The organism is Aminobacter sp. BA135 (assembly GCF_050859125.1).
GTDB classification, from domain to species: domain Bacteria; phylum Pseudomonadota; class Alphaproteobacteria; order Rhizobiales; family Rhizobiaceae; genus Aminobacter; species Aminobacter ciceronei.
Window position 1 is genome coordinate 410856 of record NZ_CP139573.1, and the last position, 22419, is coordinate 433274.

Here is a 22419-nt window from a genome sequence, read left to right on the forward strand (position 1 = left end):
TCGCAATTCTGGTTGGCTTGCAGGCGGCTACCCTGCCGATGCCTGGTTCGGCGAGACGACCGCCCGGCAGGTGGTCAATTTGCACCTCGCCTTCAACCTCGCTTTGCTGGTCGTCTGCCTGCCCTTCACCGCAGCGATGGAAAGGCTGGCACGGTTGATCCTGCCCGACGCGCCGGCAGGCGAGAAGACATTCGACCTGATGTCGCGGCGCAAAAGTGCGCTCGATCGCACCGTCATCAAGATGCCGAGCGTGGCGCTGGCGAGCGCCACCCGCGAAGTGCTGCGCATGGCCGAAACGGTCGAGATCATGCTGCGGCCAGTCATGGAGCTGTTCGAAAGCGGCGACAAGGCACGCGTGGCGCAATTGCGCCGGCTCGACGAGGAGGTCAACCGCGCCCACACCGACATCAAGCTCTATATCGCCGAGGTCAATCGCGGCACGATGAGCCAGGACGAGGCGCGGCGCGGCATCGAACTGACGGACCTCGCCATCAACCTCGAACATGCCGGCGACATCATCGCCAAGAACCTTCTGGTGCTGGCCGAGGAGAAGAGCGACAAGAGGCTGAGCTTCTCCAGGGAGGGCTGGTCGGAGCTGACGGCCCTGCATGACCGGGTGCTCGCCAACATGCAGATCGCCATGAACGTGCTTGTCTCGGGCGACCTCGAAGCAGCACGCCAGTTGGTGGTCGAGAAGGAACGCATGCGCAAGCTTGAGCGCGACAGCCATGAACGCCACCTGAAGCGCCTGCAATCGGGTACGGTGCAGAGCATCGAGACCAGCGACATCCATCTCGAAGCGGTGCGGGCTTTGAAGGAATTCAACTCGCTGCTGGTATCCGTCGCCTACCCGATCCTGACCCAGAGCGGCGACCTCTTGGAAAGCCGGCTGGCCAAGACGGCCTGAGCGAAATTGCCGGCGTCATCCAAACATCATTACCCAAACTTATCATTGGATACGAAATAACGATTGTACATATGGATCAGGGGATTCCAAGGTGAGCCATAGGCAATCTCAGGATGACGGCGAGGAGACGAAAATGCTGTCCGAACATAAGCTTGCGGCTCAGGCCCCATTCCCTGCTCCGGCCCCCCTCCCTGCTCCGGCATTGGGCGAGCCCTATTTGCTCACCCCCGGGCCGTTGACCACCTCCTATGCCGTCAAGCAGGCGATGCTGCGCGACTGGGGCTCATGGGACGGCGACTTCCGGGCGATGACATCAGAGATGCGCCAGCGGCTGCTCGCCATGCTCGGCGACGGAAACGGCGAATTCGACTGCGTACCGATGCAAGGCTCGGGCAGCTTCGCCGTCGAGGCAATGCTCGGCTCCTTCGTACCGCGCGACGGCAAGGCACTGGTCCTCGTCAACGGCGCCTACGGCCAGCGTATCGTCCAGACACTCGGTTATCTCGGCCGCGACCACGTCGCCATCGACAAGGGCGACTACATGCCGCCGCGCGGCGACGAGGTTGTCGCAGCGCTCGACGCCGACCCCGCCATCACCCACGTCATCCTGGTCCATTGCGAGACCAGCTCAGGCATCCTTAACCCGGTCGCCGAGATTTCAGAAACCGTCTATGCCAAGGGCCGCAAGTTCCTTGTCGACTCGATGAGCGCGTTTGGCGCGATCCCGCTCAATGTCAGCGAGATCCGCTACGAGGCAATGGTCTCCTCGGCCAACAAATGCATCGAGGGCGTACCCGGCTTCGGCTTCATCATTGCCCGTAAGAGCGAACTCGAGGCCGCCAAGGGCCGTAGCCACTCGCTCAGCCTCGACGTGTATGCCCAGTGGGCGCACATGAACAAGACCGGCCAGTGGCGCTACACTCCGCCGACGCATGTGGTTGCCGCCTTCCTCGAGGCGCTGCGCCAGCACGAGGCCGAGGGCGGCGTTGCCGGCCGCGGTGCCCGCTACGCCAGAAATCGCGACGTCATGGTTGCGGGCATGCGCGAACTCGGCTTCGAGACGCTGCTCAAGGACCGCTGGCTGTCGCCGATCATCGTCACCTTCTTCTGCCCGGCCCATCCGGACTTTGCCTTCGACCGCTTCTACGAGCTGATGAAGGAAAAGGGCTTCATCATCTATCCGGGCAAGCTGACGGTGGTGGACAGCTTCCGCGTCGGCTGCATCGGGCGGATGGACGAGCATGTCATGCGCAAGGTGGTCGAGGCTGCCGGCCAGTCGTTGCGCGAAATGGGCGTCGATACCGCTGCTCCCCCCGCAGCTGCCATCGCCGAGCGCGCCAAGCTCGCCGCCTGACAACAAGAAGATCACAAAGGACCTCCCCCAATGAACAAGATGACCACGATCAACGTCAGCGCCAACGGCCGCACCTACGAATGGCCGCGCGTGCCGGCGATTGCCATCTGTCTCGACGGCTGCGAGCCGGCCTATCTCGACGAAGCGATCAAGGCAGGCCTGATGCCGAACCTAGTGAAGATCCGCGCCAAGGGCACCGAGCGCACCGCCCACAGCGTCATTCCGAGCTTCACCAACCCCAACAACCTGTCGATCGCCACCGGCCGTCCGCCGGCAGTCCACGGCATCTGCGGCAACTACCTCTACGAGCGCGAGACCGGCAAGGAAGTGATGATGAACGACCCGCGCTTCCTGCGCGCGCCGACCGTCTTCCAGGCCTTCTACGATGCCGGCGCCCGCGTCGCCGTGGTCACCGCCAAGGACAAGCTGCGGGCGCTCCTCGGCAGCGGCCTGAAGTTCGACGACGGCCGCGCCATCTGCTTCTCGTCAGAGAAATCAGATGTCTCAACAAAGGCCGAGCACGGCATCGACAATGCGTCGGCCTGGCTCGGCAAGCCGGTGCCGGAAGTCTATTCGGCGGAACTGTCGGAGTTCGTCTTTGCCGCTGGCGTCAAGCTGCTGAAGGAATTCAAGCCTGACGTGATGTACCTGACAACGACCGACTATGTGCAGCACAAATATGCGCCCGGCGTGCCGCAGGCCAACGCCTTCTACGAGATGTTCGACAAGTATCTCGGCGAACTCGATGCGCTCGGTGCTGCCATCGTCATCACCGCAGACCATGGCATGAAGCCCAAGCACAAGGCCGACGGCACCCCTGACGTGGTCTATGTCCAGGACCTGCTCGACGAGTGGCTCGGCAAGGACGCAGCGCGCGTCATCCTGCCGATCACCGATCCTTATGTCGTCCATCACGGCGCGCTCGGTTCGTTTGCCACAGCCTACCTACCAGAGGGTGCTGACCAGGCCGGCATCATGAAGCGCCTCGCCGCCATCGAAGGCATCGACGTGGTCATCGACAACGCCACCGCCTGCGAGCGCTTTGAATTGCCCTCCGACCGCATCGGCGACATCGTTCTGGTGTCCACCGAGAACAAGACCATCGGCACCAGCGAACATCGCCATGATCTGGCAGCGCTCAACGAGCCGCTGCGCTCGCATGGTGGCCTGACCGAGCAGGCAGTGCCGTTCATCGTCAACCGCAAGCTGCCGACGCTTCCCAATGAGCCGGTTTTGCGCAACTTCGATGCGTTCTATTATGCCGCGCTTGCGGCAGCGCTGGCCTGAAGGAGGACCTGCAATGGTCAAGGCTGAAACGACGTTCAAGGTGCGCCACGAGCCCATGCGCATCGCCGGACGCAAGGTCGATGCCGATGGCGTCGTCAACGTCCACTACCCCTACACCGATGCGGTGATCGGCACGGTGCCGGCCGGGCGTGCCGAGCACGCGCGCCAGGCCTTCGAGATCGCGGCCAACTACAAGTCGAAGCTGACGCGCTACGAGCGTCAGCAGATCCTGTTCCGCACTGCCGAAGCGCTTGCCGCGCGCAAGGAAGAGATCTCCGACGTCATCACGCTGGAGCTCGGCATCTCCAAGGCCGACTCCCTCTATGAAGTCGGCCGCGCCTATGACGTGTTCACGCTGTCGGCGCAGATGTGCATCCAGGATGACGGCCAGATCTTTTCCTGCGATCTCACCCCCCATGGAAAAGCGCGGAAAATCTTCACCACCCGCGAGCCGCTGCGGGCGATCTCGGCGATCACCCCCTTCAACCACCCGCTCAACATGGTGGCTCACAAGGTCGCTCCAGCTATCGCCACCAACAACTGCGTCGTCGTCAAGCCGACGGAACTCACGCCGATGACGGCGCTGATCCTCGCCGACATCCTCTACGAGGCCGGCCTGCCGCCTGAGATGCTGTCTGTCGTGACCGGCATGCCCGCCGACATCGGCGCGGAAATGATCACCAACGACAACATCGAACTGATCACCTTCACCGGCGGCGTGCCCGTCGGCAAGCTGATTGCCCGCACGGCCGGCTACAAGCGCCAGGTGCTGGAGCTCGGCGGCAACGATCCGCTGATCATCCTCAACGACCTGTCGGACGACGATCTCGACAAGGCGGCCGATCTCGCCGTGGCAGGTGCGACCAAGAACTCGGGCCAGCGCTGCACGGCAGTGAAGCGCATCCTGTGCCAGGAAAGCGTCGCCGACCGCTTCGTGCCGATGGTGCTCGAGCGGGCGAAGAAGATCAGGTTCGGCGATCCGATGGACCGCTCGACCGATCTCGGCACAGTTGTGCACGAAAAGGCTGCGACCCTCTTCGAAAAGCGCGTCTACATGGCCGCCGAACAGGGCGCTGAAGTGCTCTACGACCCCGGCCGCAAGGGCGCGCTGCTGCCGCCGATCGTCGTCGACCGCGTGCCGCATACCTCCGAGCTGGTGATGGAAGAGACCTTCGGGCCGATCATCCCGATCGTGCGCGCGCCTGACAATGACGACGAGCTGATCGCACTGTCCAACTCCACCGCCTTTGGCCTCTCCTCGGGCGTCTGCACCAACGACTTCCGGCGCATGCAGAAATACATCGCCGGCCTGCAGGTCGGCACGGTGAATATCTGGGAAGTCCCGGGATACCGCATCGAGATGTCGCCTTTTGGCGGGATCAAGGACTCCGGCAACGGCTACAAGGAAGGCGTCATCGAAGCGATGAAGAGCTTCACCAACGTCAAGACCTTCTCTTTGCCGTGGGCCTGAGCCTTGTCTTAAGCCGGCAAATCAGATGAGTGTCGATGAGGGGGCTGGTGCCCCCTCATTTGCTTGGAGGGGAAATGCCATTGCCAACTGCCGGGGCGAGATTGACCGGATCACTGCCCTCTCCCCTTTTTCGCCTGCCCACCTCGAAAGCCTGATCGATGTCCGGTTTCGCACTTACTATCGTGCTGGTGGCAGCCTTGCTGCATGCGAGCTGGAACGCGGTCGTCAAGGCGGCGACGGACCGCGCCGTCGTACTGGCAGTGGTTTCCGCCACGCATGCCACGCTCGGGCTCGTGCTGGTGTTCTTCGCTACGCCGCCGTCGCAAGCGAGCTGGATCTACATCTTCCTGTCGACCGTCATCCACTACGGCTACTACGTCTTCCTGTTCCAGTCTTACCGGCTGGGCGACCTCAGCCAGGTCTATCCCATCGCGCGCGGGCTGGCGCCGGCGCTGGTCGCCTTCGGTGCCTATGTGATGATCGGCGAGACTCTGCCGCCCTTAGGCTGGGTCGGGCTTGGCGCGATTACCTTCGGCATTGCCTTCCTCGCTTTCCAGCGCGGCGCAGCCCATGCCGATCCGCGCGCCGTCGGCGCTGCCGCCATCAACGGCGTGCTGATCGCCTCCTATTCGGTCATCGACGGCATCGGCGTGCGCCTGTCCGACAGCCCGTTCGGCTATATGGGCTGGCTGTTCCTGCTCGAATTTCCGGTCACGCTATTCGTGCTGTTCCGACGCCGCGGCGCGACCCACACGATCGATCGCAAGACGGTCACGCTCGGCCTCGTCGGCGGCCTGGGCGCCGTCTCCGCCTACGGCCTCGTCATCTACGCCAAGACGATCGCGCCCCTGGGCGCGGTCTCGGCTGTGCGTGAATCGAGCGTCATCATCGCAGCCCTCATCGGCCTGTTCATATTCGGCGAGCGACCGTGGCAGGCCCGCATCGTTTCAGCCGTCATCGTTGCCGGCGGGGTGATCGCACTCGCCTTCTCAGGCTGACAGGCCGGCAAGTTTTTGCGTTTCGATGCAAAACTAACGCCCGTGGACAAGCATGCGGCAGCCTTGTCACATGCCTGTCGCAACCCTGTGCATCGCATAAGCTCAGCCTACCAGATCATAAAAAGAATAGATTTTACTTATTGACCGCCCGTTCCCACTATCGACCATGGACGAGGCGCAAACGGGCACAGCCAAAACGCGGCCCGACAAGACCTCTCCCAATCAGAACGTGCCTAAGCGATTCAAATGGGAGCCACTTCAATGAACCAGAAGAAAACCTTCGCGCTTGCCGCCTTTGCGACGATGCTGATGTCATCGGCGGCCTGGGCGGAGACAGAGCTCACAGTCTACACGGCCATCGAGGCCGAAGACCTCAAGCGTTATGCCGAGACGTTCAACCAGGACCATCCCGACATCAAGCTGAACTTCATCCGCGACTCCACCGGCGTCATCACCGCCAAGCTGCTCGCCGAGAAGGACAATCCGCAGGCCGACGTGGTCTGGGGCCTCGCCGCCACCTCGCTTCTGGTTCTCAAGTCCGAGGGCATGTTGGAAGCCTACGCGCCCAAGGGAGCCGACCAGCTGAAGCCCAATTTCGTCGACAGCGACAATCCGCCGAGCTGGGTCGGCATGGACGCCTGGGCAGCCTCGATCTGCTTCAACACCATCGAAGGCCAGAAGCTTGGCCTGACCGCGCCGAAGAGCTGGAAGGACCTCACCAAGGCCGAATACAAGGGCCATGTCGTGATGCCAAACCCGGCGTCATCAGGCACCGGCTATCTCGACGTATCGAGCTGGCTGCAGCTGTTCGGCGACAAGGACGGCTGGATCTATATGGACGGCCTGCATCAGAACGTTGCCGCCTACACGCATTCGGGCTCCAAGCCGTGCAAGATGGCAGCCGCAGGCGAGACGGTGATCGGCATCTCCTTCGAGTTCCGCGCCGCCAAGTCGAAGGCAGAGGGTGCGCCCATCGACATCATCATCCCCGAAGAAGGCATCGGCTGGGACATGGAAGCGTCGGCAATCGTGGCCGGCACGTCCAAGGAAGAGGCTGCCAAGACCTTGCTCGACTGGTCGGTCTCGAAGAAGGCAAACGAGATGTACAATGTCGGCTATGCGGTCGTCGCCATGCCCGGCGTCGCCAAGCCGGTTGAACACCTGCCGGCCGACATCGAAGCCAGGATGATCAAAAACGACTTCGAGTGGGCGGCCAACAACCGCAACGCCATCCTTGAGGAATGGACCAAGCGCTACGACTCGAAGTCCGAGCCGAAGAGCTGACCTCCATCAGCCACCCTCGACATGCGGGCGTCGCCTCGGGCTGCGCCCGCCCTTTGCCCCCAAGCCGGATGGTTACGATGAGACACGAAACCCTCGCCGGGCAGCCGCGAATTCCGACTGAAGTGAGCGCCATGACCGCCGCCAGCCTGAACGTGAAGCCAGCCTATCTCAAAATCGCGAACGTCTGGAAAGCCTTCGGCGAATTCCATGCGCTGAAGGACATATCGCTCGACATCAGCGAGGGAGAGTTCGTCTGCTTCCTCGGCCCGTCGGGTTGCGGCAAGACCACGCTTTTGCGCGCCATTGCCGGCCTCGACCTGCAGACCCGCGGCTCGATCCAGCAGGGCGGGCGCGACGTCTCGACCCTGCCGCCGTCGCAGCGCGACTATGGCATTGTCTTCCAGTCCTACGCGCTGTTCCCCAACCTGACGATCGCCAGGAATATCGCCTTCGGCCTCGAAAACACCAAGCGCCCGCGCACCGAGATCCAGGCGCGCGTCACCGAGCTGCTCAAACTCGTCGGCCTGCCCGACCAGGGCAACAAGTACCCGGCACAGCTTTCCGGTGGCCAGCAGCAGCGCATCGCACTTGCCCGCGCCATTGCCATTTCGCCCGGCCTGCTGCTGCTCGACGAACCGCTGTCGGCACTCGACGCCAAGGTGCGCACCCATCTGCGCCATGAGATCAAGGAATTGCAGCGCAAGCTCGGCGTCACCACCATCATGGTCACCCATGACCAGGAGGAGGCGCTGTCGATGGCCGACCGCATCGTGGTGATGAACCACGGCGTCATCGAACAGATCGGCACGCCGACCGAGATTTACCGCCACCCGGCGACTCTCTTCGTCGCCGACTTCATCGGCGAGGCCAACAAGTTCGAGGCCAGGGCGTCGAAGGGCACAGTCGGCTTCGGTGCGGCGACTTTCAATTGCGCACAGAACGGCTTCGACGAGGGCGCGCCCGTCATCGCGGCGATCCGCCCCGAGGACGTCATTCCGCATGCCGCAGGCGCTCTCGCCAACGGTGCGACCGCCAACGCCATCGACGTCACCATCAGCGAGATGGAATTCCTGGGATCGTTCTGGCGCACCCGGCTGCACGGCCACGCGCTCGGCAACGAAACCCTGATCGCCGATTTTTCGATCAATGCCGCGCGCCGCCTGTCGCTGACCGATGGCGTGGCGCTGACGGTCGAACTGCCGGCCGAACGGCTGCTGATCTACCCCAGGGGTGCCTGACATGGCGATGGCTCTCGACTCTGCCCTTCCCGTCGGCCGCAGCCTCCGCCTCAGGCTCGACCGCGACGAGCTGATCAAGCGCGGCCTGATGGTCGTGATCGCGCTTTATCTGGTGGTGGGGCTGGCAGCCCCGCTGGCGATCATGCTGTCCAAATCGTTCTCGACCTACAGCTTCAACCTCGCCAATTTCGAGTTCCAGGTCAGCGACAAGGACGGCAACTGGGGCCAACCTGTCACCGCGGCGGCGCTGAACGAGAAACTCGATGCGGTACCGCCGGCCAAGCTCGCCACCAACTCCGACGGGCGGCTGCAGGCGACGAGCTTCTTCCCCGACTTCAGCTTCCGCAGCCCGGTGAAGTACAAGATTCGTGGCACGACGTCTGATGCAACCTACCTCGTCGGCCTCAAGCCGCAGACCGGAACGGAATGGCAGGAACTCACCTCCAACGACTTCCGCCGCGTGATGCTCAGGCCGTCACGGGCGCTCGGACTTGAGAACTACGCCGCCTACTTCTCGACGCCGACGCTGTTCCGCTCGATCGAGAACTCGGTGTTCATCGCACTCGTCAGCACCATCATCACCGTCGGGCTAGCCTTCGGTTTCGCTTATGCGCTGAACCGCAGCTGCATGCGCTTCAAGGGTGTTTTCAAGCTTGTTGCCATGGTGCCGATCCTGGTGCCGTCGCTGCTTCCCGGCATTGCCCTGATCTACCTGTTCGGCAACCAGGGCATGCTCAAGGATCTGCTGATGGGGGCCTCGATCTACGGCCCGCTCGGCATCGTCGTCGGCTCGATCTTCTTCGCCTTCCCGCATGCGATGATCATCATCTCGACGGCGCTGGCGATCTCCGACCAGCGCCACTACGAAGCGGCCGCCTCGCTGCGCGCCAGTCGTTGGCGCACCTTCTGGACGGTGACCATTCCCGGCGCCCGCTACGGCCTGATCTCGGCAGCCTTTGTCGTCTTCACCCTTGTCATCACCGATTTCGGCCTGCCCAAGGTCATTGGCGGTCAGTACAATGTGCTTGCCGTCGACATCTACAAGCAGGTCATCGGCCAGCAAAACTTCGAGATGGGCGCGGTCGTCTCGGTCATCCTGCTCGTCCCTGCCATCGCCGCCTTTATCGTCGACCGCATGGTGACCAAGAAGCAGGTGGCGCTGCTGTCAGCGCGCTCGGTGCCCTACCAGCCCAAGCCGAACCGCGGATTCGACACGCTTTGCCTCACCTGGTGTTCGCTGATCGCCGTCTTCATCCTCGGCATCATGGCGACCAGCCAGTTCGCGGCACTGGTCAAGCTCTGGCCCTACGACCTCTCAGCCTCGGTCTCAAGCATTCGCCTTCGACCGCATGGATGGCGGCGGCTGGGGTTCCTACTACAACTCGATCCGGCTGGCGGCGCTGACGGCGGTCATCGGAACGGTCATCATCTTCGTCGGCGCCTATATGGTCGAGAAGACCGACGGCTTCCGCGCCGGCCGCACGGCGTTCCAGTTCCTCGCCATGCTGCCGATGGCGGTACGGGCATGGTGCTCGGCCTCGCCTACATCTTCTTCTTCAACGATCCGGCCAACCCGCTGCATGCCATCTACGGCACCATGACCATTCTGGTGGTCTGTACAATCACCCACTTCTACACGGTGGGGCACCTGACGGCGCTGACCGCGCTCAGCAGATCGACCAGGAGTTCGAGCCGGTGGCGGCTTCGCTCAAGCAGCCCTTCTACAAGCTGTTTGCGCGCGTCACCGTGCCTGTCTGCCTGCCGGCCATCCTCGACATCTCGATCTACATATTCGTCAACGCCATGACGACCGTGTCGGCGGTGGTGTTCCTCTATTCCAAGGACACGACGCTGGCCTCGGTGGCGGTGCTCAACATGGACGACGCCGGCGATGTGGCACCGGCGGCCGCGATGGCGATGATGATCTTCTACACCAATGCCGCCGCACGCCTGATCCACCTGTTCCTGTCGCGGGTTCTGATCAAGCGGACGCAGGCGTGGCGGATGCGCTGACACTCAGCCTTTGGCGCGATCCGGATGGGCTTTGGCGAAGGCCTCGAGGCCTTCGCAGCGGGCGGAAATCTCCAGCAGCCGCTTCAGGCCCGAAATGTCGACGTTCCAGCGCCGGGCATTGTAGACCTGCGGCACCAAGCAGATGTCAGCCATGGTTGGATTATCGCCATGGCAGAAGGCGCCAGTAGCCGGGTGGTCGAGCAGCTTTTCGAAGGCTGCCATACCATCGCCGATGAACTTCTGCATCCAGGCGTCGCGCGCCGCCTCGCCATTCGGGACCAGCCGCATCAGCTCGGCGATCACACCGGTGTTGCAGACAGCGTGGATTTCCATGGCGATGGCATAGGACAGCTGGCGCACGCGCTGGCGGCCGAGCGGATCGGAGGGAAGGAAACCGGCATGGCGGGTCTCGTCGAGATATTCGATGATCGCCAGCGACTGGGTGAAAGCGTGGCCATCGATATCGAGCACCGGCACCAATCCCTGCGGGTTGCGCGCCAGATATTCCGGCGCCTTCTGCGCTTTAGCGAGCAGGTCGACTGATACGGGGCGATAGGCCTCGCCGAGCATGTTGAGCGCGATGCGAACCCGGTAGCTCGCAGACGAGCGCCAGTAGTCGAACAGGACGGTCTCGCTCATCGGGCTCAGGCCTTTTCGTACTTCGTCACGGTCTGTTCGATAGCGCCGAAGATCGAGTGGCCTGTCTTGTCATGCATCTCGATGCGGATCTGATCGCCGAACCTGAGGAAAGGCGTCTTCGCCGCCCCTGTGTCGATAGTTTCGATGGTGCGTATCTCGGCGATGCAGGAATAACCCGCGCCGCCTTCGGCGACGGGCTTGCCCGGTCCGCCGTCGAGCTTGTTCGACACGGTGCCCGAACCGATGATGGTTCCCGCAACCAGAGGCCTGGTCTTGGCAGCATGCGCCACCAGCTGGCCGAAGTCGAAGGTCATGTCTGTGCCGGCATTGGCGCGGCCAAACGGCTTACCGTTGATGCTGGCTAGCAGCGGCAGGTGCAGCTTGCCGTCGCGCCAGGCGTCGCCGAGTTCATCGGGCGAAACGGCAACCGGCGAGAACGCCGTTGACGGCTTGGACTGGAAGAAGCCGAAGCCCTTGGCGAGCTCGGCCGGGATCAGCCCGCGCAGCGACACGTCGTTGACCAGCATGACCAGGCGGATGGCATCGCGCGCCTCATCTGATGTTGCGCCCATCGCCACGTCGTCGACGATGACTGCGATTTCGCCCTCGAGGTCGATGCCCCAGGCTTCGTCGGCCATGACGATCGGATCGCGTGGGCCGAGGAACGAGTCCGAGCCGCCCTGATACATCAGGGGATCGGTCCAGAAGCTCGCGGGCATCTCGGCGCCCCGCGCCTTCCTGACCAGCTCGACATGGTTCACATAGGCTGAGCCGTCGGCCCACTGATAGGCGCGCGGCAAAGGCGACGTGGCATCGTGCTCATGAAAGCGCATGGTCGGCTGCGAGCCGGTCTCGATGCCCTCGGCGACATTGGCGAGGCGCGGACCGACATGGGCCCAGTCGTCCAGCGCCGCCTGCAAGGTGCGGGCGATGTGGCCGACTTCCGAACAGCGTGTCAGGTCGCGCGAGACCACGACAAGGCGGCCGTCGCGGGTGGAATCCTTCAGCGTGGCGAGCTTCATCTACGTCCTCACTTGATGCTTCACTTGATACCGGGCGTGCCGTCGAACTTGCGCTCGATACCGTCCCAGCAGTCGATGTAATTGTCCTGCAGCGTCTCCAGTTCGGCGGCGAACTTTGTCAACTGCTGCGGGAAACGCGTCTCGAACATGAAGGCCATGGTATGGTCGAGCTTGACCGGCTTGAGCTCGCCGTTCGAGGCTTTCTCGAAACCCATCGCATCAGGGCCATGCGGCAGCATCATGTTGTGCAGGCTCATGCCGCCGGGCACGAAACCTTCCTCCTTGGCGTCGTACTGGCCATGGATCAGACCCATGAACTCGCTCATGATGTTGCGATGGTACCAGGGCGGGCGGAAGCTGTGCTCGGCCACCAGCCAGCGCGGCGGGAAGATGACGAAGTCGACATTGGCGGTCCCTGCTTCTTCGGTCGGCGCCGTCAGCACCGTAAAGATTGACGGGTCCGGATGGTCGAACAGGATCGCGCCGACAGGCGAGAATGTCCTGAGGTCGTATTTGAACGGCGCATAGTTGCCGTGCCAGGCGACGACGTCGAGCGGCGAGTGGCCGATCTCGGTGACATAGAACTTGCCGCACCATTTGACGTGCACGCGGCAGGGCGTTTCCTTGTCCTCATAGGCGGCGACGGGCGTCTTGAAATCGCGCGGGTTGGCAAGACAGTTGGCGCCGATCGGGCCCCGGTCCGGCAGCGTGAACTTGGCGCCATAGTTTTCGCAGACATAGCCGCGGTGGAAAGCGTCATCGCCCAGGCGCGAAACCTTGAACATCATGCCGCGCGGCACGAGGCAGATCTCCGACGGCTCGACGTCGATGACGCCCATTTCGGTGAAGACGCGGATGGTGCCCACCTGCGGCACGATCATCAGCTCACCATCGGCGTTGAAGAAGTAGTCGTCGACCATGTCGCCGTTGAAGATGTAGGCATGCGCCGCCATGCCGACCTGGGTCATCGCATCACCCGCCGTCGTCATGGTGCGGATGCCTTCGATGAAGTTCAGCTTGTCCTTCGGCTCCGGCAATGGGTTCCAGCGCAGCTGGCCGAGCGGCAAGGAATGGTCGTCGAGGCAAGGTGCAGTCTTCCAGTGCGGATAGCTGGCATTGGAAAAGCGCTTGGTGTGCCGAACGCTCGGTCGGATGCGGTAGAGCCAGGAACGCTCGTTGGTGCCGCGCGGGGCGGTGAAAGGCGAACCCGACAGTTGCTCGGCATAGAGGCCATAATTGCACTTCTGCGGGCTGTTCTGGCCTTGCGGCAGCGCGCCCGGCAACGCCTCGGTCTCGAAGTCGTTGCCAAAGCCCGGCATGTAACCAGCGGCAGTCGCGAGTGACGCTTGTTTGGTGGCCTTGTCCAGCATGCCTTGCACCTCCCTGGCGGACGTGAGAACGTCGAGATGGTTGCAAGTGTAACCGTCGATTTTGTAACTATCAAAGGATTGAGATGCCGGACGCATTCGATCTGGAGAGCTTTTTGCCCTACCGACTGAACCGGGCGGCGGAACTGATCAGCCTGAGCTTTTCCAGGGAGTATAAGCAGCGCTTCCAGATGACGCGGCCGGAATGGCGCGCGCTCGCCGCCTTGGGCAGCGTTGGCAGCATGACCGCGACCGAGATCGGGACCCATTCAAACATGCACAAGACCAAGGTCAGCCGCGCCGTGGCAGCCCTTGAAGAGCGCCGCTGGCTAAAGCGCCGCGAAAACGAGGCCGACCGCCGCGTCGAGCACCTCGAGCTGACGCCAGCCGGCCAGAAGGCCTATCGCGCAATCGCGGACCTCGCCCACACCTATCAGGCGACCCTCGAAAAGGCACTCGGCACGGGTGCCATCGAGCGCATCGAAGCTGGATTGGCCGATGTCGAGCGGGCGCTGTTGGCCAAGCGGCGTTAGTCCCCTCCCCACAACGGGACGGGAGCGCATCCGCGTCGCGCTTTGCGCGCCCTACCCCATCGGCAGCGGCCCGAACTGCTTCAGCGTGTTCAGCACGATTGCTGTCTTCACATGCTGGACGGAGTCATGCGGCAATAGCACCTCGTTGACGAAGCGCGACAGATCCGAGAGCCCGCGCACAACAACCTTGATGTGGTAGTCCATCTCGCCGGTCAGCGAATAGGCTTCGAGCACCTCCGGCAGGTCGTTGACCAGGCGGGCAAAACGCTGGGCGTTGTCGCGATTGTGGGTGGCGAGCGTCACCGAGATGACCACCAGCAGATCGAGCCCCAGTCGCTCGCGGTCGAGCATGGCCTGATAGCCGCGGATGAAGCCCTCCGCCTCCAGCCGGGCGCGCCGACGCGAGCATTGCGAGGGCGAGAGCGCGATCTTCTCCGACAGCTCGTTGTTGGTCAGTCGGCCATCGATCTGCAGCTCGCGCAGGATCTTGACGTCGAACTGGTCGAGCGCCTCATTCATTGCATCCAACCCCGCACACATGCACGTTCCGCGCATAGTTCAACCAATATCAGGCCAGAATGCAAGCACATTGCATGAAATCGGGGGCACAATATGCACTACCGAATTTTGAGGAGGAATTTCGATGGGTCCGTTTCCGCACGATGCGCCCCCGGCCAGGATCAGCGCTGACAACCCTGCCGGCACCGACGGCTTCGAATTCGTCGAGTTCGCCCATCCCGAACCCGAGAAGCTGGAAGAGCTTTTCACCCGCATGGGCTACCAGCCGGTGGCTCGCCACAACACGAAGAAGATCAGCGTCTGGCGCCAGGGCGACATCAACTACATAGTCAATGCCGAGCCGGGCAGCCACGCCATGCGTTTCGTCGACGAGCACGGCCCCTGTGCCGCCTCGATGGCCTGGCGCGTCGTCGACGCCAAGCATGCCTTCGACCATGCGGTATCGAAGGGCGCCACCCCCTATACCGGCACTGACAAGGCGCTCGACGTACCTGCCATCGTCGGCATCGGCGGCTCGCTGCTCTATTTTGTCGACAAATACGGCGCCAAGGGCTCGGCCTATGCGGCGGAATTCGACTGGCTCGGCGAAGCCGATCCGAAGCCTGCGGGTGTCGGCTTCTATTTCCTCGACCACCTGACCCACAACGTCTATCGCGGCAACATGGACAAGTGGTGGGACTTCTATCGCGAGCTGTTCGGCTTCAAGCAGATCCATTTCTTCAACATCGACGGCCGCATCACCGGCCTGGTCAGCCGCGCCATCACCTCGCCCTGCGGCAAGATCCGCATTCCGCTGAACGAGTCCAAGGACGACACCAGCCAGATCGAGGAATATCTCAGGAAGTACAAGGGCGAAGGCATCCAGCACATCGCGGTCGGCACCGACGACATCTACGCCGCCACCGACAGGATCGCCGACAAGGGCCTGAAATTCATGCCAGGCCCGCCCGACACCTATTACGAGATGTCGCGGGATCGCGTGCACGGCCATGACGAGCCGCTCGACAAGATGAAGAAGCACGGCATCCTCATCGACGGCGAAGGCGTGGTCGACGGCGGCATGACCAAGATCCTGCTGCAGATCTTCTCGAAGACCGTGATCGGACCGATCTTCTTCGAGTTCATCCAGCGCAAGGGCGACGAGGGCTTCGGCGAAGGCAACTTCCGCGCGCTCTTCGAATCCATCGAGGAAGACCAGATCCGCCGCGGCGTGATCTCCCAGTCTGCCGCCTGACCGGCAGGTTCAAACAGGCCTCTGTTGGGGCGGGTTGCACGCAGGGCAACCCGCCTTCTTTTTTGCCGCCAGCTTGATCCAGCGCAAGGAACGCTGCCGCCCCGCCTGCAACAGTTGCAAGGGTGAGGGTGCCTCGTGACATGTGGGAGATGGCAGCAATGAAAACGGTACCGCAGTCTTACGAGCTCTGGCGATTAGTCGTGCTCCGCTATAAGGACTGGCGCCAGCGCCGTGCCGCGGTGTCGGAGATCAGCCAACTCGGCAATGACGGCGAACGTATGCTGGCAGAGTGCGGGTTATCGCAGTCGGACTTCAGGCAGGCCATGCGTCTTGCCTTCGCCTCAAAGGTTCTGCTGCCCGAGGCCATCAAGTCCAAGGGTGTCGACGCAGAGAGTTTCGAGAACCGCTACCCGGAATGGAGTCGCGACATGCGCCGGACCTGCATGATGTGCCCGGCGCGGCGCGTCTGCAGCGACCGGCTGGGATCAAGAGATTTCGAGGCATCCTATCGGGATTTCTGCCCCAACGCCGACAATCTCGACGCCTTGGCCGGCGTGGCGATTGCAGGTTGGCGAGCGAGAAATTTCACCGTCTAAGCAATTCGCGAGATTCTGTCCTGTGCGTGCAAATATGCGAAAGAACGCAGTCCGGACGGCAACAAAGACTTCAATCAGCAGCCTAGTGAACTGCGGCGAACTGTGAAAAACCGCAGCGAATTGCATAAAGCGTAACCGCGCGGTAACCGGAGGAAAAGGACCTACCTACCTCACTTGCGACGGGATGCTGCATATCTCAGCAAGAGCCGAGCGATATTTGTCAAGCGTCCACGATAAGTCAGGTTGATGATTGGAGCGACTCGGCGAATTCGCTTTCGAGGGCGACGAGGAAGCTCCGATGCGATCTCTTGGATGTCAGCCCAAGTGCGCTCCATGCGCGGCACATCCTCTAGGCGGGAGCCGGCAATGAAGTCTTGTATGGTTGAGCGGAAGAATCTAGGCGCAATAAGATCCCTGAGCCAGTGCGTATGCAGGCGAGGTTCGTTCGGAAACATCCCTTTTAGCTTGCGATAATAAACCATTCGAGAGACGGCCATTTTCATGCTGTACGAGGTAGAGGAGCTGTGAATACGCCACCTTGTCACTGGTTGATCAATGTAAGTGCTTCGGTAGCCTCCACGGAAAATCCTAAGAAAGAGGTCGTCGTCCTCATATCCCGACAATTGCTCGTCAAAACGGCCCGCTTCAAGGATAGCCTTTCGATCGATAAGTGAAGCACCGGGTAGGATAAACATGTCCTGCCCAATGCACTGTTCCAGTGTCGTTCTGGGATGTTTGGTTGAAAAGATATCCAGGCAACTGTGGGCAACCATTTGCCCAGTCACATCGACGTGGTCAAGATTCCCATACACCAGCGCAAGCCGATCCGTAGGGGATGCCCTCTCAAACGGCCGCTTGAGGATAGCAAGGTGCTCAGGATACCACGCATCGTCCTGGTCCAGAAGTGCGATATGGCTGCTCTGGCAGCTCTGAATTGCAAGGTTACGAGCGGACGATTGCCCTCCATTTGCTTTGCGCAGCAGGACCACTGGACGAGTTTTGGCTAGTTCCTCAACGACAGCGGCACCATTGTCTGTGGAGCCGTCATCCACGACAATGATCTCGTCTGGCGGCTCAGACTGAGCGAAAACGCTTTCCAGTGCTTCACGGATGAATGCCGCACCGTTAAATAGTGGGATTACCGCCGCAACTGTAATGACTGGCATGAGCCCCCCCTTGACCGGCAATTCTTTATAATGGCGGCAGACGACTATCAAGCACTGCAAAACTGCGTACACGACCTCGACAACTGGTACTGCATTCGGCCACATGCGAGCATTCGTGTTAATAGCGATCTTGTGGGTGGTTGATGAACGCTCTCAGCTCGACCCCTGCCACGCAGGCGGTCCATATGATTGATGCACTTTGGTGCGACGCGCATGGTGTCTTTGTTAAAGGCTGGGCCCACGCTTATGGCCGGGCCCCCACTGCGATCCATATTAGAAGCGGGGCATATCGCGCTACAACGAACGCACTCTTCGATCGACCGGATTTGCAGCCGTTTTTCCCCACGCTGGTCTCTACCCTCTGTGGATTCGCCGTCTATCTCCCCTGCAGCCCGTTTCGACCGGTAACACTCGAAGTCGAGACTATCGACGGCACCGTAGAGTTCGACGTTACTGAGCTGGGACCAGAGCATCCAATCAACGCATATTCTGCAGATGGTGAGTACCCAATCGACGCGTTCGCATCAGAAATGAAGAGGATTGGCGGCACGGTACTCGAAATCGGTGCTCGGATCGTAGGTCCATCGTCAACTTTGAACGCAGGTAAATTTGAGCCAGAATGCAAATTCATCGGATTGGACATTCACGAGGCTCCCGGCGTTGATATCGTTGAGGACGCTCATTTTCTGAGTGACTCGATTGCTCCCGGAACCATTGATGGCGTCTTCTCAGAGGCGGTAATCGAACACCTGGCCTGCCCCTGGCTGCTTGCGGCACAAATCAACAAGGTGCTCAAACTCGGTGGGCTGACGTTACACGCGGTACCGCACTCGTTCCCGATCCACGAGACGCCCAACGACTTCTGGCGGATGTCCAGTGAAGGTTTGAAGGTGCTCTTCTCGCCGGCGATGGGCTTCGAGGTGATCGAGGTGGGGATGGCCGATCCGGTCAGGATGTTCATTCACCCATCAAAGAGGGTTGGCCCAATGCTCGAGTTCCCTCTCCACAACGGAATGGCATCGTCATGGATATTAGCTCGAAAGACGTTTGATTTGCCGCACGAAACGGTCACGTGGCCACTTCAACGGGATGAATCACTGAGTCAAAGCAAAGCTTATCCATCTCATAAGCAGGGTTGAGCGACTTGCCGGCCTGGTTCAACGACCTTGTTTCGCGAGGGACTGAATTTTGAGTACCAACATTGTCGATTTTTGCGATGGCCAAAGCCGGCAATCGTCATTTTCCTGCCCGGTATGCGGAAGCTCCAACAATAAGTCATGCGTACTCACAGCAAAGAATACGCAGCCGACATTGGACGCAAATTCGACGCTTTATCTTTATCGTTGCGATGCCTGCAGATCTCTAGTTTATCACCCCTACCCCAATATCGATTACACTCAGCATACATCTTCCGAACTCAGTATCCGCGACTATGTTGAGTTCAACGCTGCGATTGATCTCATTTCCAAGAATATCTTGAAAGTTATACCTGACGACGGCCGCCCAGGCAAAATTTTGGATATCGGATGCGGCTTTGGATTTGGTCTAGACTCTGTTCGAAGCATGCTGGCATGGCAAGTAAAAGGCTTCGAACCGTCGCGCTATGGAGACCACGGCCGAGAACAATTAGGCCTCGACATCATCAATGATTTTGCAACCCCGAATCTCAACCAGGAACAACTTTTTGATATTGTGCACTGCTCAGAAGTTGTCGAGCATGTACACGACCCACATGAATTCATTACCATCCTCAAGTCCTATCTCACCGAAGACGGCGTCCTAATCCTGACGACTCCAGATGCAGACCGCATCCACAGCCGAACCAATCCTAGTTCCCTGCTGGCTCTGCTCTCGCCTGGCGCACACACTATTATCTTTAGCGCCGAAGCGCTGATCGAGGCCCTAAAAAAGGCTGGGTTGCACTACGTCCAGGTAGATACAAGCGCACCAAGCATGTTGATGTATGCGTCAAGGTCGCCGCTGAAATATCAAGAGCGTTCGGCCGACCATCTCGCAATGCTTGTCCACCGGTATTTACAAGAAGCTCTCGGAAAGGCGCGCCCCGGTTCTTCGCTCGAAATTGGGCTACGCTATCGTCTTTTCCGGGGCGCCATGGATTCCGGAGACTACGCGCTCGCTGAAAGAGTGTTTGCACCCACTCTGGCGGTTGCGGACCCCTCCCTAGGCGACATAGCGACGCTAGATGACTTTGCCACTCGCTGGCCGCTCTGCATCGCCGCCTCTACATACTATCGAGGAATGTTGCTGTTGATCCATACTGGCGACTACGTTGGCGCCGCAAGCTTCTTTCGTTCGGCGTTTCGCCTGTGTCGCAAGAAGATAGAACTGTCACCGGCGACCGCAGTCGTGGAGTCAGACTTAATCTGGCGGGCCGTTTACCACGAAGCGCTCGCGCTAAAGTACTTGGGGAACAACCTTCGTTCTCTCGCACTGTTAGCCAGTTTCGTCGATTTCCAGCACACTCTTCAACCGCCCGTACCGGAAGACCTGCAACAGGCGGTGACAGCATTGCGCGACGACCTTGGCGCTGAGTTCCAGATGCTCTGAGCCCTTTGCTGCGGCTGCCGGGAGCTGCGGCTTGCCGCCTAAACCAGGGTCGACGGCGCACATATTGATAAGGCTTGGACTCGCTTGGCTACGGCCTAAGATCCACCCGTCATGATTGCTTGACGCCTGCCTTGACGTCTTTTCTCAAACACGACGACGCTATCATATATAGTCATGGAGTCAGTGGACCGCGTGAACTCACTGACCGGGATAACCCCACGCGCATGCATCGCGTTGATGTCGTCGATACGCTCTTTTATCAATTCGATGAAGCTGCCCTGCCGTCGCAGACCGCCGCCGTACTCTTCCCAGTAGCAAGTGTGCAAATCTTCGACCAAGTACAATCCATTTACATCAATACGCGGATATAGATGCTCAAACGTCGCAATCATATCGCTCATGACGTGGCTTCCATCATCTAGGGCGATATCGATCTTTGGGTGGCGTCTCATAATTTCGTCGAGGATTGCTGTATCAGCTTGGCTGCCAATGATAATTTCGATCCCTTCGGCTTCGTGTTGCTTACACTGCGGATCAATGTCCAGTCCTATTATCGTAGTTCGAGGTCCGAAATAATCTCTCCACATTTGAAGAGAGCCACCGCTGCCTACGCCAATTTCAAGAACTACTGCGTTCTGGCCACGGAACCGCTGAAAATGGCGCTCGTAAATGTCGAAATAGTGCAGCCATTTATGGGCGATTTTGTCGCCATTGTTTAAGAACCAACGATGCAGATGTCCCTCGCTCATCTTTGTGATCCACTTATCCACATGACTGCCCCATAACTATTCTGGGACACGCCATTCTTCAATACGGGACGCCGACGCACGGAATTAGAATAGTGAACAGCGCCGACAACGATAGGTTTTGATGCTCTATGTGCGATACGGCAGTGCCTAGGGGTTAACGGGCAGCCGTCGTCACCGATGTTGGCGACTTGAACGCTTGGTCTGAAAGTTCAGTCAACAGCCCTTGGAATACCTCACGGAGGACGGCATCGAGCTTGCCGCAATAGAAGCCCGATTTCACGCGGGTCCGAGCTGAGTACTTGTAACCCGCCGGTAACCCGGACCTTGATGTCCTATTCTCAATTGGGACCAAGCTGCCCCCAGAAACGACGAAGGCCGCGGTGAACCGCGGCCTTTTTTTGGGACATTTGGAGCGGGTGAAGCGATTCGAACGCTCGACCCCAACCCTGGCAAGCTGAAAGTCATACCTTCGGAGCCATGACGCTGCGTATCCGCGCCCGGCGATAGGCATCGGGTATCGAAAGCGCCCAGACGAACAGGCCCCCGGCATGGCGACCAAGGAATGATGTTTCCGGCGTCGTGGTGACGTAGGACAGTACGGAAAACAAAACGACAAAGAAGGCGAATGCGAGCCCGCGCGGCGCGGCGCGTACCGCGACGTGGCCAGCACCGGGCAACACGATCGCCAGAGCCAGCACAACATAAGGATTGATCGGTCTTGTCATGGAACCCTCAAGCCGCCTCATAGACGGGAGCGACGATGTCGACTTCGACCAACAAGGCGCTCAACGTCTTTGCTTCGGCGATGGCCAGCGCCACGAGGTCAGCGGGAATCGCCGTCAACGGAAAACGCACCTGCCTCAGCACCTTATGTGCTCCAGGCTCGCCCTGCGCGGCCTGGCGGATGATACGCGTGCCACGCGGCGTGATGACGGCTTCCTTGACCTTCGGGTCTGCAAACAGGCTCCGGAACAGCGCCGAAACACGCTCGACCTGCCATGCCGTTGCCTGACCATCGCCCCGCATCAGCAGCGAGGCATCGGTCGGCGGCGGCGACAGCCATTCCGGCATATCGTGGACCAGAGAATAGTATTCCGCACCTGTCGGGCGGGCGAGCGCGCCGATTGTCGGCCTGTTGCCTTCCTCGGCTTCGCTCAGCGTTACCCTGAGCCAGAGCTGCGGCAGTCGCCGCGTGACCATCGTGTCGGCGATGAGCTCGATCTTTGCCCGGCGGCCATCGCCGATCCGACCGACGAGAACCGGAAACTGGTCGGAGCCGAACGTAATCTGCGAATTCTCGAGGAGCCGGGCAGCGTCGTTGAGCAGTCCTCTGCGTTCGGCGAGAGCATCGCGGTGCTCGCGGACCGCGCGCGTACCGATCCAGCCGCAGGAAACTGCGATGAAGGCAGAAAAGGCAAGCGTGGTGAACATCTGCGGCGCCTTGTTTTTGTGAAAATGGCGGCGCGGGGGGGGC

Annotated in this window: 20 protein-coding genes and 1 pseudogene; 13 read left to right on the plus strand and 8 right to left on the minus strand. The window is 60.7% G+C overall.

The genetic code is table 11. The features are described from left to right. The first annotated feature begins 70 nt into the window (after positions 1–70). The 8 genes and pseudogenes from SLT36_RS29855 to SLT36_RS29890 all read left to right on the plus strand — a co-directional run bounded on the left by SLT36_RS29855 (position 71) and on the right by SLT36_RS29890 (position 10552). Positions 71–907 (plus strand): Na/Pi cotransporter family protein, encoded by an 837-nt coding sequence (locus SLT36_RS29855; RefSeq protein WP_432288693.1) that lies wholly within the window; start codon positions 71–73, stop codon positions 905–907. A 133-nt stretch (positions 908–1040) separates the two neighbouring features. Next, positions 1041–2261 (plus strand): 2-aminoethylphosphonate--pyruvate transaminase, encoded by a 1221-nt coding sequence (locus tag SLT36_RS29860; RefSeq protein WP_432288694.1) that lies wholly within the window; start codon positions 1041–1043, stop codon positions 2259–2261. 30 nt (positions 2262–2291) lie between these two features. Next, positions 2292–3548: a phosphonoacetate hydrolase gene (gene phnA, locus SLT36_RS29865; protein WP_432288696.1), complete on the plus strand. Its 1257-nt coding sequence runs from the start codon at positions 2292–2294 to the stop codon at positions 3546–3548. 13 nt (positions 3549–3561) lie between these two features. Further along, a complete protein-coding gene (phnY, locus tag SLT36_RS29870) occupies positions 3562–5019 on the plus strand; it encodes a phosphonoacetaldehyde dehydrogenase (protein ID WP_432288698.1) in 1458 nt (485 codons plus the stop codon). Positions 5020–5177: 158 nt separating this feature from the next. Then, entirely contained in the window at positions 5178–6017 is an 840-nt protein-coding gene (locus SLT36_RS29875) for an EamA family transporter (protein WP_432288699.1), read from the plus strand. Between the two features lie 261 nt (positions 6018–6278). After that, positions 6279–7301: a putative 2-aminoethylphosphonate ABC transporter substrate-binding protein gene (locus tag SLT36_RS29880; protein WP_432288701.1), complete on the plus strand. Its 1023-nt coding sequence runs from the start codon at positions 6279–6281 to the stop codon at positions 7299–7301. Between the two features lie 77 nt (positions 7302–7378). Next, a complete protein-coding gene (locus SLT36_RS29885; RefSeq protein ID WP_432288702.1) occupies positions 7379–8539 on the plus strand; it encodes a putative 2-aminoethylphosphonate ABC transporter ATP-binding protein in 1161 nt (386 codons plus the stop codon). Position 8540: 1 nt separating this feature from the next. After that, positions 8541–10552 (plus strand): annotated as a pseudogene (locus tag SLT36_RS29890) (putative 2-aminoethylphosphonate ABC transporter permease subunit). A gap of 3 nt (positions 10553–10555) precedes the next feature. Here SLT36_RS29890 and maiA read toward each other — a convergent pair. The 3 genes from maiA to hmgA are packed head-to-tail and all read right to left on the minus strand — an operon-like array spanning position 10556 to position 13583. Then, positions 10556–11191 carry a maleylacetoacetate isomerase gene (gene maiA / locus SLT36_RS29895; RefSeq protein WP_432288703.1) on the minus strand — a complete coding sequence of 212 codons (636 nt, stop codon included), beginning with the start codon at positions 11189–11191 and terminating at the stop codon, positions 10556–10558. A 5-nt stretch (positions 11192–11196) separates the two neighbouring features. Next, positions 11197–12213, minus strand: a complete 1017-nt coding sequence (locus SLT36_RS29900) for a fumarylacetoacetate hydrolase family protein (RefSeq protein ID WP_432288705.1) — start codon at positions 12211–12213, stop codon at positions 11197–11199. 20 nt (positions 12214–12233) lie between these two features. Further along, the gene (gene hmgA, locus SLT36_RS29905; RefSeq protein WP_432288707.1) at positions 12234–13583 is read right to left on the minus strand and encodes a homogentisate 1,2-dioxygenase; all 1350 of its coding nucleotides are present in this window, start codon (positions 13581–13583) and stop codon (positions 12234–12236) included. 83 nt (positions 13584–13666) lie between these two features. On the opposite strand from hmgA, the gene SLT36_RS29910 reads away from it, so the two are divergent. After that, positions 13667–14113, plus strand: coding sequence for a MarR family winged helix-turn-helix transcriptional regulator (locus SLT36_RS29910; RefSeq protein WP_432288709.1), 447 nt, complete (start codon positions 13667–13669; stop codon positions 14111–14113). A 51-nt stretch (positions 14114–14164) separates the two neighbouring features. On the opposite strand, the gene SLT36_RS29915 is transcribed toward SLT36_RS29910, so the two are convergent. Further along, a complete protein-coding gene (locus SLT36_RS29915; protein WP_432288711.1) occupies positions 14165–14632 on the minus strand; it encodes an Lrp/AsnC family transcriptional regulator in 468 nt (155 codons plus the stop codon). Positions 14633–14756: 124 nt separating this feature from the next. On the opposite strand from SLT36_RS29915, the gene hppD reads away from it, so the two are divergent. After that, positions 14757–15866, plus strand: coding sequence for a 4-hydroxyphenylpyruvate dioxygenase (gene hppD / locus SLT36_RS29920; RefSeq protein ID WP_432288713.1), 1110 nt, complete (start codon positions 14757–14759; stop codon positions 15864–15866). 158 nt (positions 15867–16024) lie between these two features. Next, positions 16025–16462 carry a hypothetical protein gene (locus tag SLT36_RS29925; RefSeq protein ID WP_432288715.1) on the plus strand — a complete coding sequence of 146 codons (438 nt, stop codon included), beginning with the start codon at positions 16025–16027 and terminating at the stop codon, positions 16460–16462. Between the two features lie 170 nt (positions 16463–16632). Here the strand turns inward: SLT36_RS29925 and SLT36_RS29930 are convergent, their stop codons facing one another. Next, entirely contained in the window at positions 16633–17628 is a 996-nt protein-coding gene (locus SLT36_RS29930) for a glycosyltransferase family 2 protein (protein WP_432288716.1), read from the minus strand. A gap of 185 nt (positions 17629–17813) precedes the next feature. Between SLT36_RS29930 and SLT36_RS29935 the strand changes: the two genes are divergently transcribed. Then, positions 17814–18767: a hypothetical protein gene (locus SLT36_RS29935; protein WP_432288717.1), complete on the plus strand. Its 954-nt coding sequence runs from the start codon at positions 17814–17816 to the stop codon at positions 18765–18767. A 49-nt stretch (positions 18768–18816) separates the two neighbouring features. Beyond that, positions 18817–20196 carry a class I SAM-dependent methyltransferase gene (locus tag SLT36_RS29940; protein WP_432288718.1) on the plus strand — a complete coding sequence of 460 codons (1380 nt, stop codon included), beginning with the start codon at positions 18817–18819 and terminating at the stop codon, positions 20194–20196. Between the two features lie 95 nt (positions 20197–20291). On the opposite strand, the gene SLT36_RS29945 is transcribed toward SLT36_RS29940, so the two are convergent. The 3 genes from SLT36_RS29945 to SLT36_RS29955 form a co-directional block, all read right to left on the minus strand. After that, the gene (locus SLT36_RS29945) at positions 20292–20945 is read right to left on the minus strand and encodes a class I SAM-dependent methyltransferase (protein ID WP_432288720.1); all 654 of its coding nucleotides are present in this window, start codon (positions 20943–20945) and stop codon (positions 20292–20294) included. A gap of 461 nt (positions 20946–21406) precedes the next feature. Continuing rightward, positions 21407–21670 carry a hypothetical protein gene (locus tag SLT36_RS29950; protein ID WP_432288722.1) on the minus strand — a complete coding sequence of 88 codons (264 nt, stop codon included), beginning with the start codon at positions 21668–21670 and terminating at the stop codon, positions 21407–21409. A gap of 7 nt (positions 21671–21677) precedes the next feature. Then, on the minus strand, positions 21678–22376 hold the full coding sequence (locus SLT36_RS29955; protein WP_432288723.1) for a hypothetical protein: 699 nt from the start codon (positions 22374–22376) through the stop codon (positions 21678–21680). Between the last annotated feature and the right edge of the window lie 43 nt (positions 22377–22419).

Coding starts and splice junctions, on each gene's coding strand:
- SLT36_RS29910 (WP_432288709.1), top strand. CDS start 13,667: ATGCCGGACGCATTCGATCTGGAGAGCTTTTTGCCCTACCGACTGAAC.
- SLT36_RS29915 (WP_432288711.1), bottom strand. CDS start 14,632: ATGAATGAGGCGCTCGACCAGTTCGACGTCAAGATCCTGCGCGAGCTG.
- SLT36_RS29900 (WP_432288705.1), bottom strand. CDS start 12,213: ATGAAGCTCGCCACGCTGAAGGATTCCACCCGCGACGGCCGCCTTGTC.
- SLT36_RS29950 (WP_432288722.1), bottom strand. CDS start 21,670: ATGACAAGACCGATCAATCCTTATGTTGTGCTGGCTCTGGCGATCGTG.
- phnA (WP_432288696.1), top strand. CDS start 2,292: ATGAACAAGATGACCACGATCAACGTCAGCGCCAACGGCCGCACCTAC.
- SLT36_RS29955 (WP_432288723.1), bottom strand. CDS start 22,376: ATGTTCACCACGCTTGCCTTTTCTGCCTTCATCGCAGTTTCCTGCGGC.
- SLT36_RS29930 (WP_432288716.1), bottom strand. CDS start 17,628: ATGCCAGTCATTACAGTTGCGGCGGTAATCCCACTATTTAACGGTGCG.
- SLT36_RS29925 (WP_432288715.1), top strand. CDS start 16,025: ATGAAAACGGTACCGCAGTCTTACGAGCTCTGGCGATTAGTCGTGCTC.
- hppD (WP_432288713.1), top strand. CDS start 14,757: ATGGGTCCGTTTCCGCACGATGCGCCCCCGGCCAGGATCAGCGCTGAC.
- SLT36_RS29875 (WP_432288699.1), top strand. CDS start 5,178: ATGTCCGGTTTCGCACTTACTATCGTGCTGGTGGCAGCCTTGCTGCAT.
- SLT36_RS29880 (WP_432288701.1), top strand. CDS start 6,279: ATGAACCAGAAGAAAACCTTCGCGCTTGCCGCCTTTGCGACGATGCTG.
- hmgA (WP_432288707.1), bottom strand. CDS start 13,583: ATGCTGGACAAGGCCACCAAACAAGCGTCACTCGCGACTGCCGCTGGT.
- SLT36_RS29945 (WP_432288720.1), bottom strand. CDS start 20,945: ATGAGCGAGGGACATCTGCATCGTTGGTTCTTAAACAATGGCGACAAA.
- SLT36_RS29885 (WP_432288702.1), top strand. CDS start 7,379: ATGAGACACGAAACCCTCGCCGGGCAGCCGCGAATTCCGACTGAAGTG.
- phnY (WP_432288698.1), top strand. CDS start 3,562: ATGGTCAAGGCTGAAACGACGTTCAAGGTGCGCCACGAGCCCATGCGC.
- SLT36_RS29935 (WP_432288717.1), top strand. CDS start 17,814: ATGATTGATGCACTTTGGTGCGACGCGCATGGTGTCTTTGTTAAAGGC.
- SLT36_RS29860 (WP_432288694.1), top strand. CDS start 1,041: ATGCTGTCCGAACATAAGCTTGCGGCTCAGGCCCCATTCCCTGCTCCG.
- maiA (WP_432288703.1), bottom strand. CDS start 11,191: ATGAGCGAGACCGTCCTGTTCGACTACTGGCGCTCGTCTGCGAGCTAC.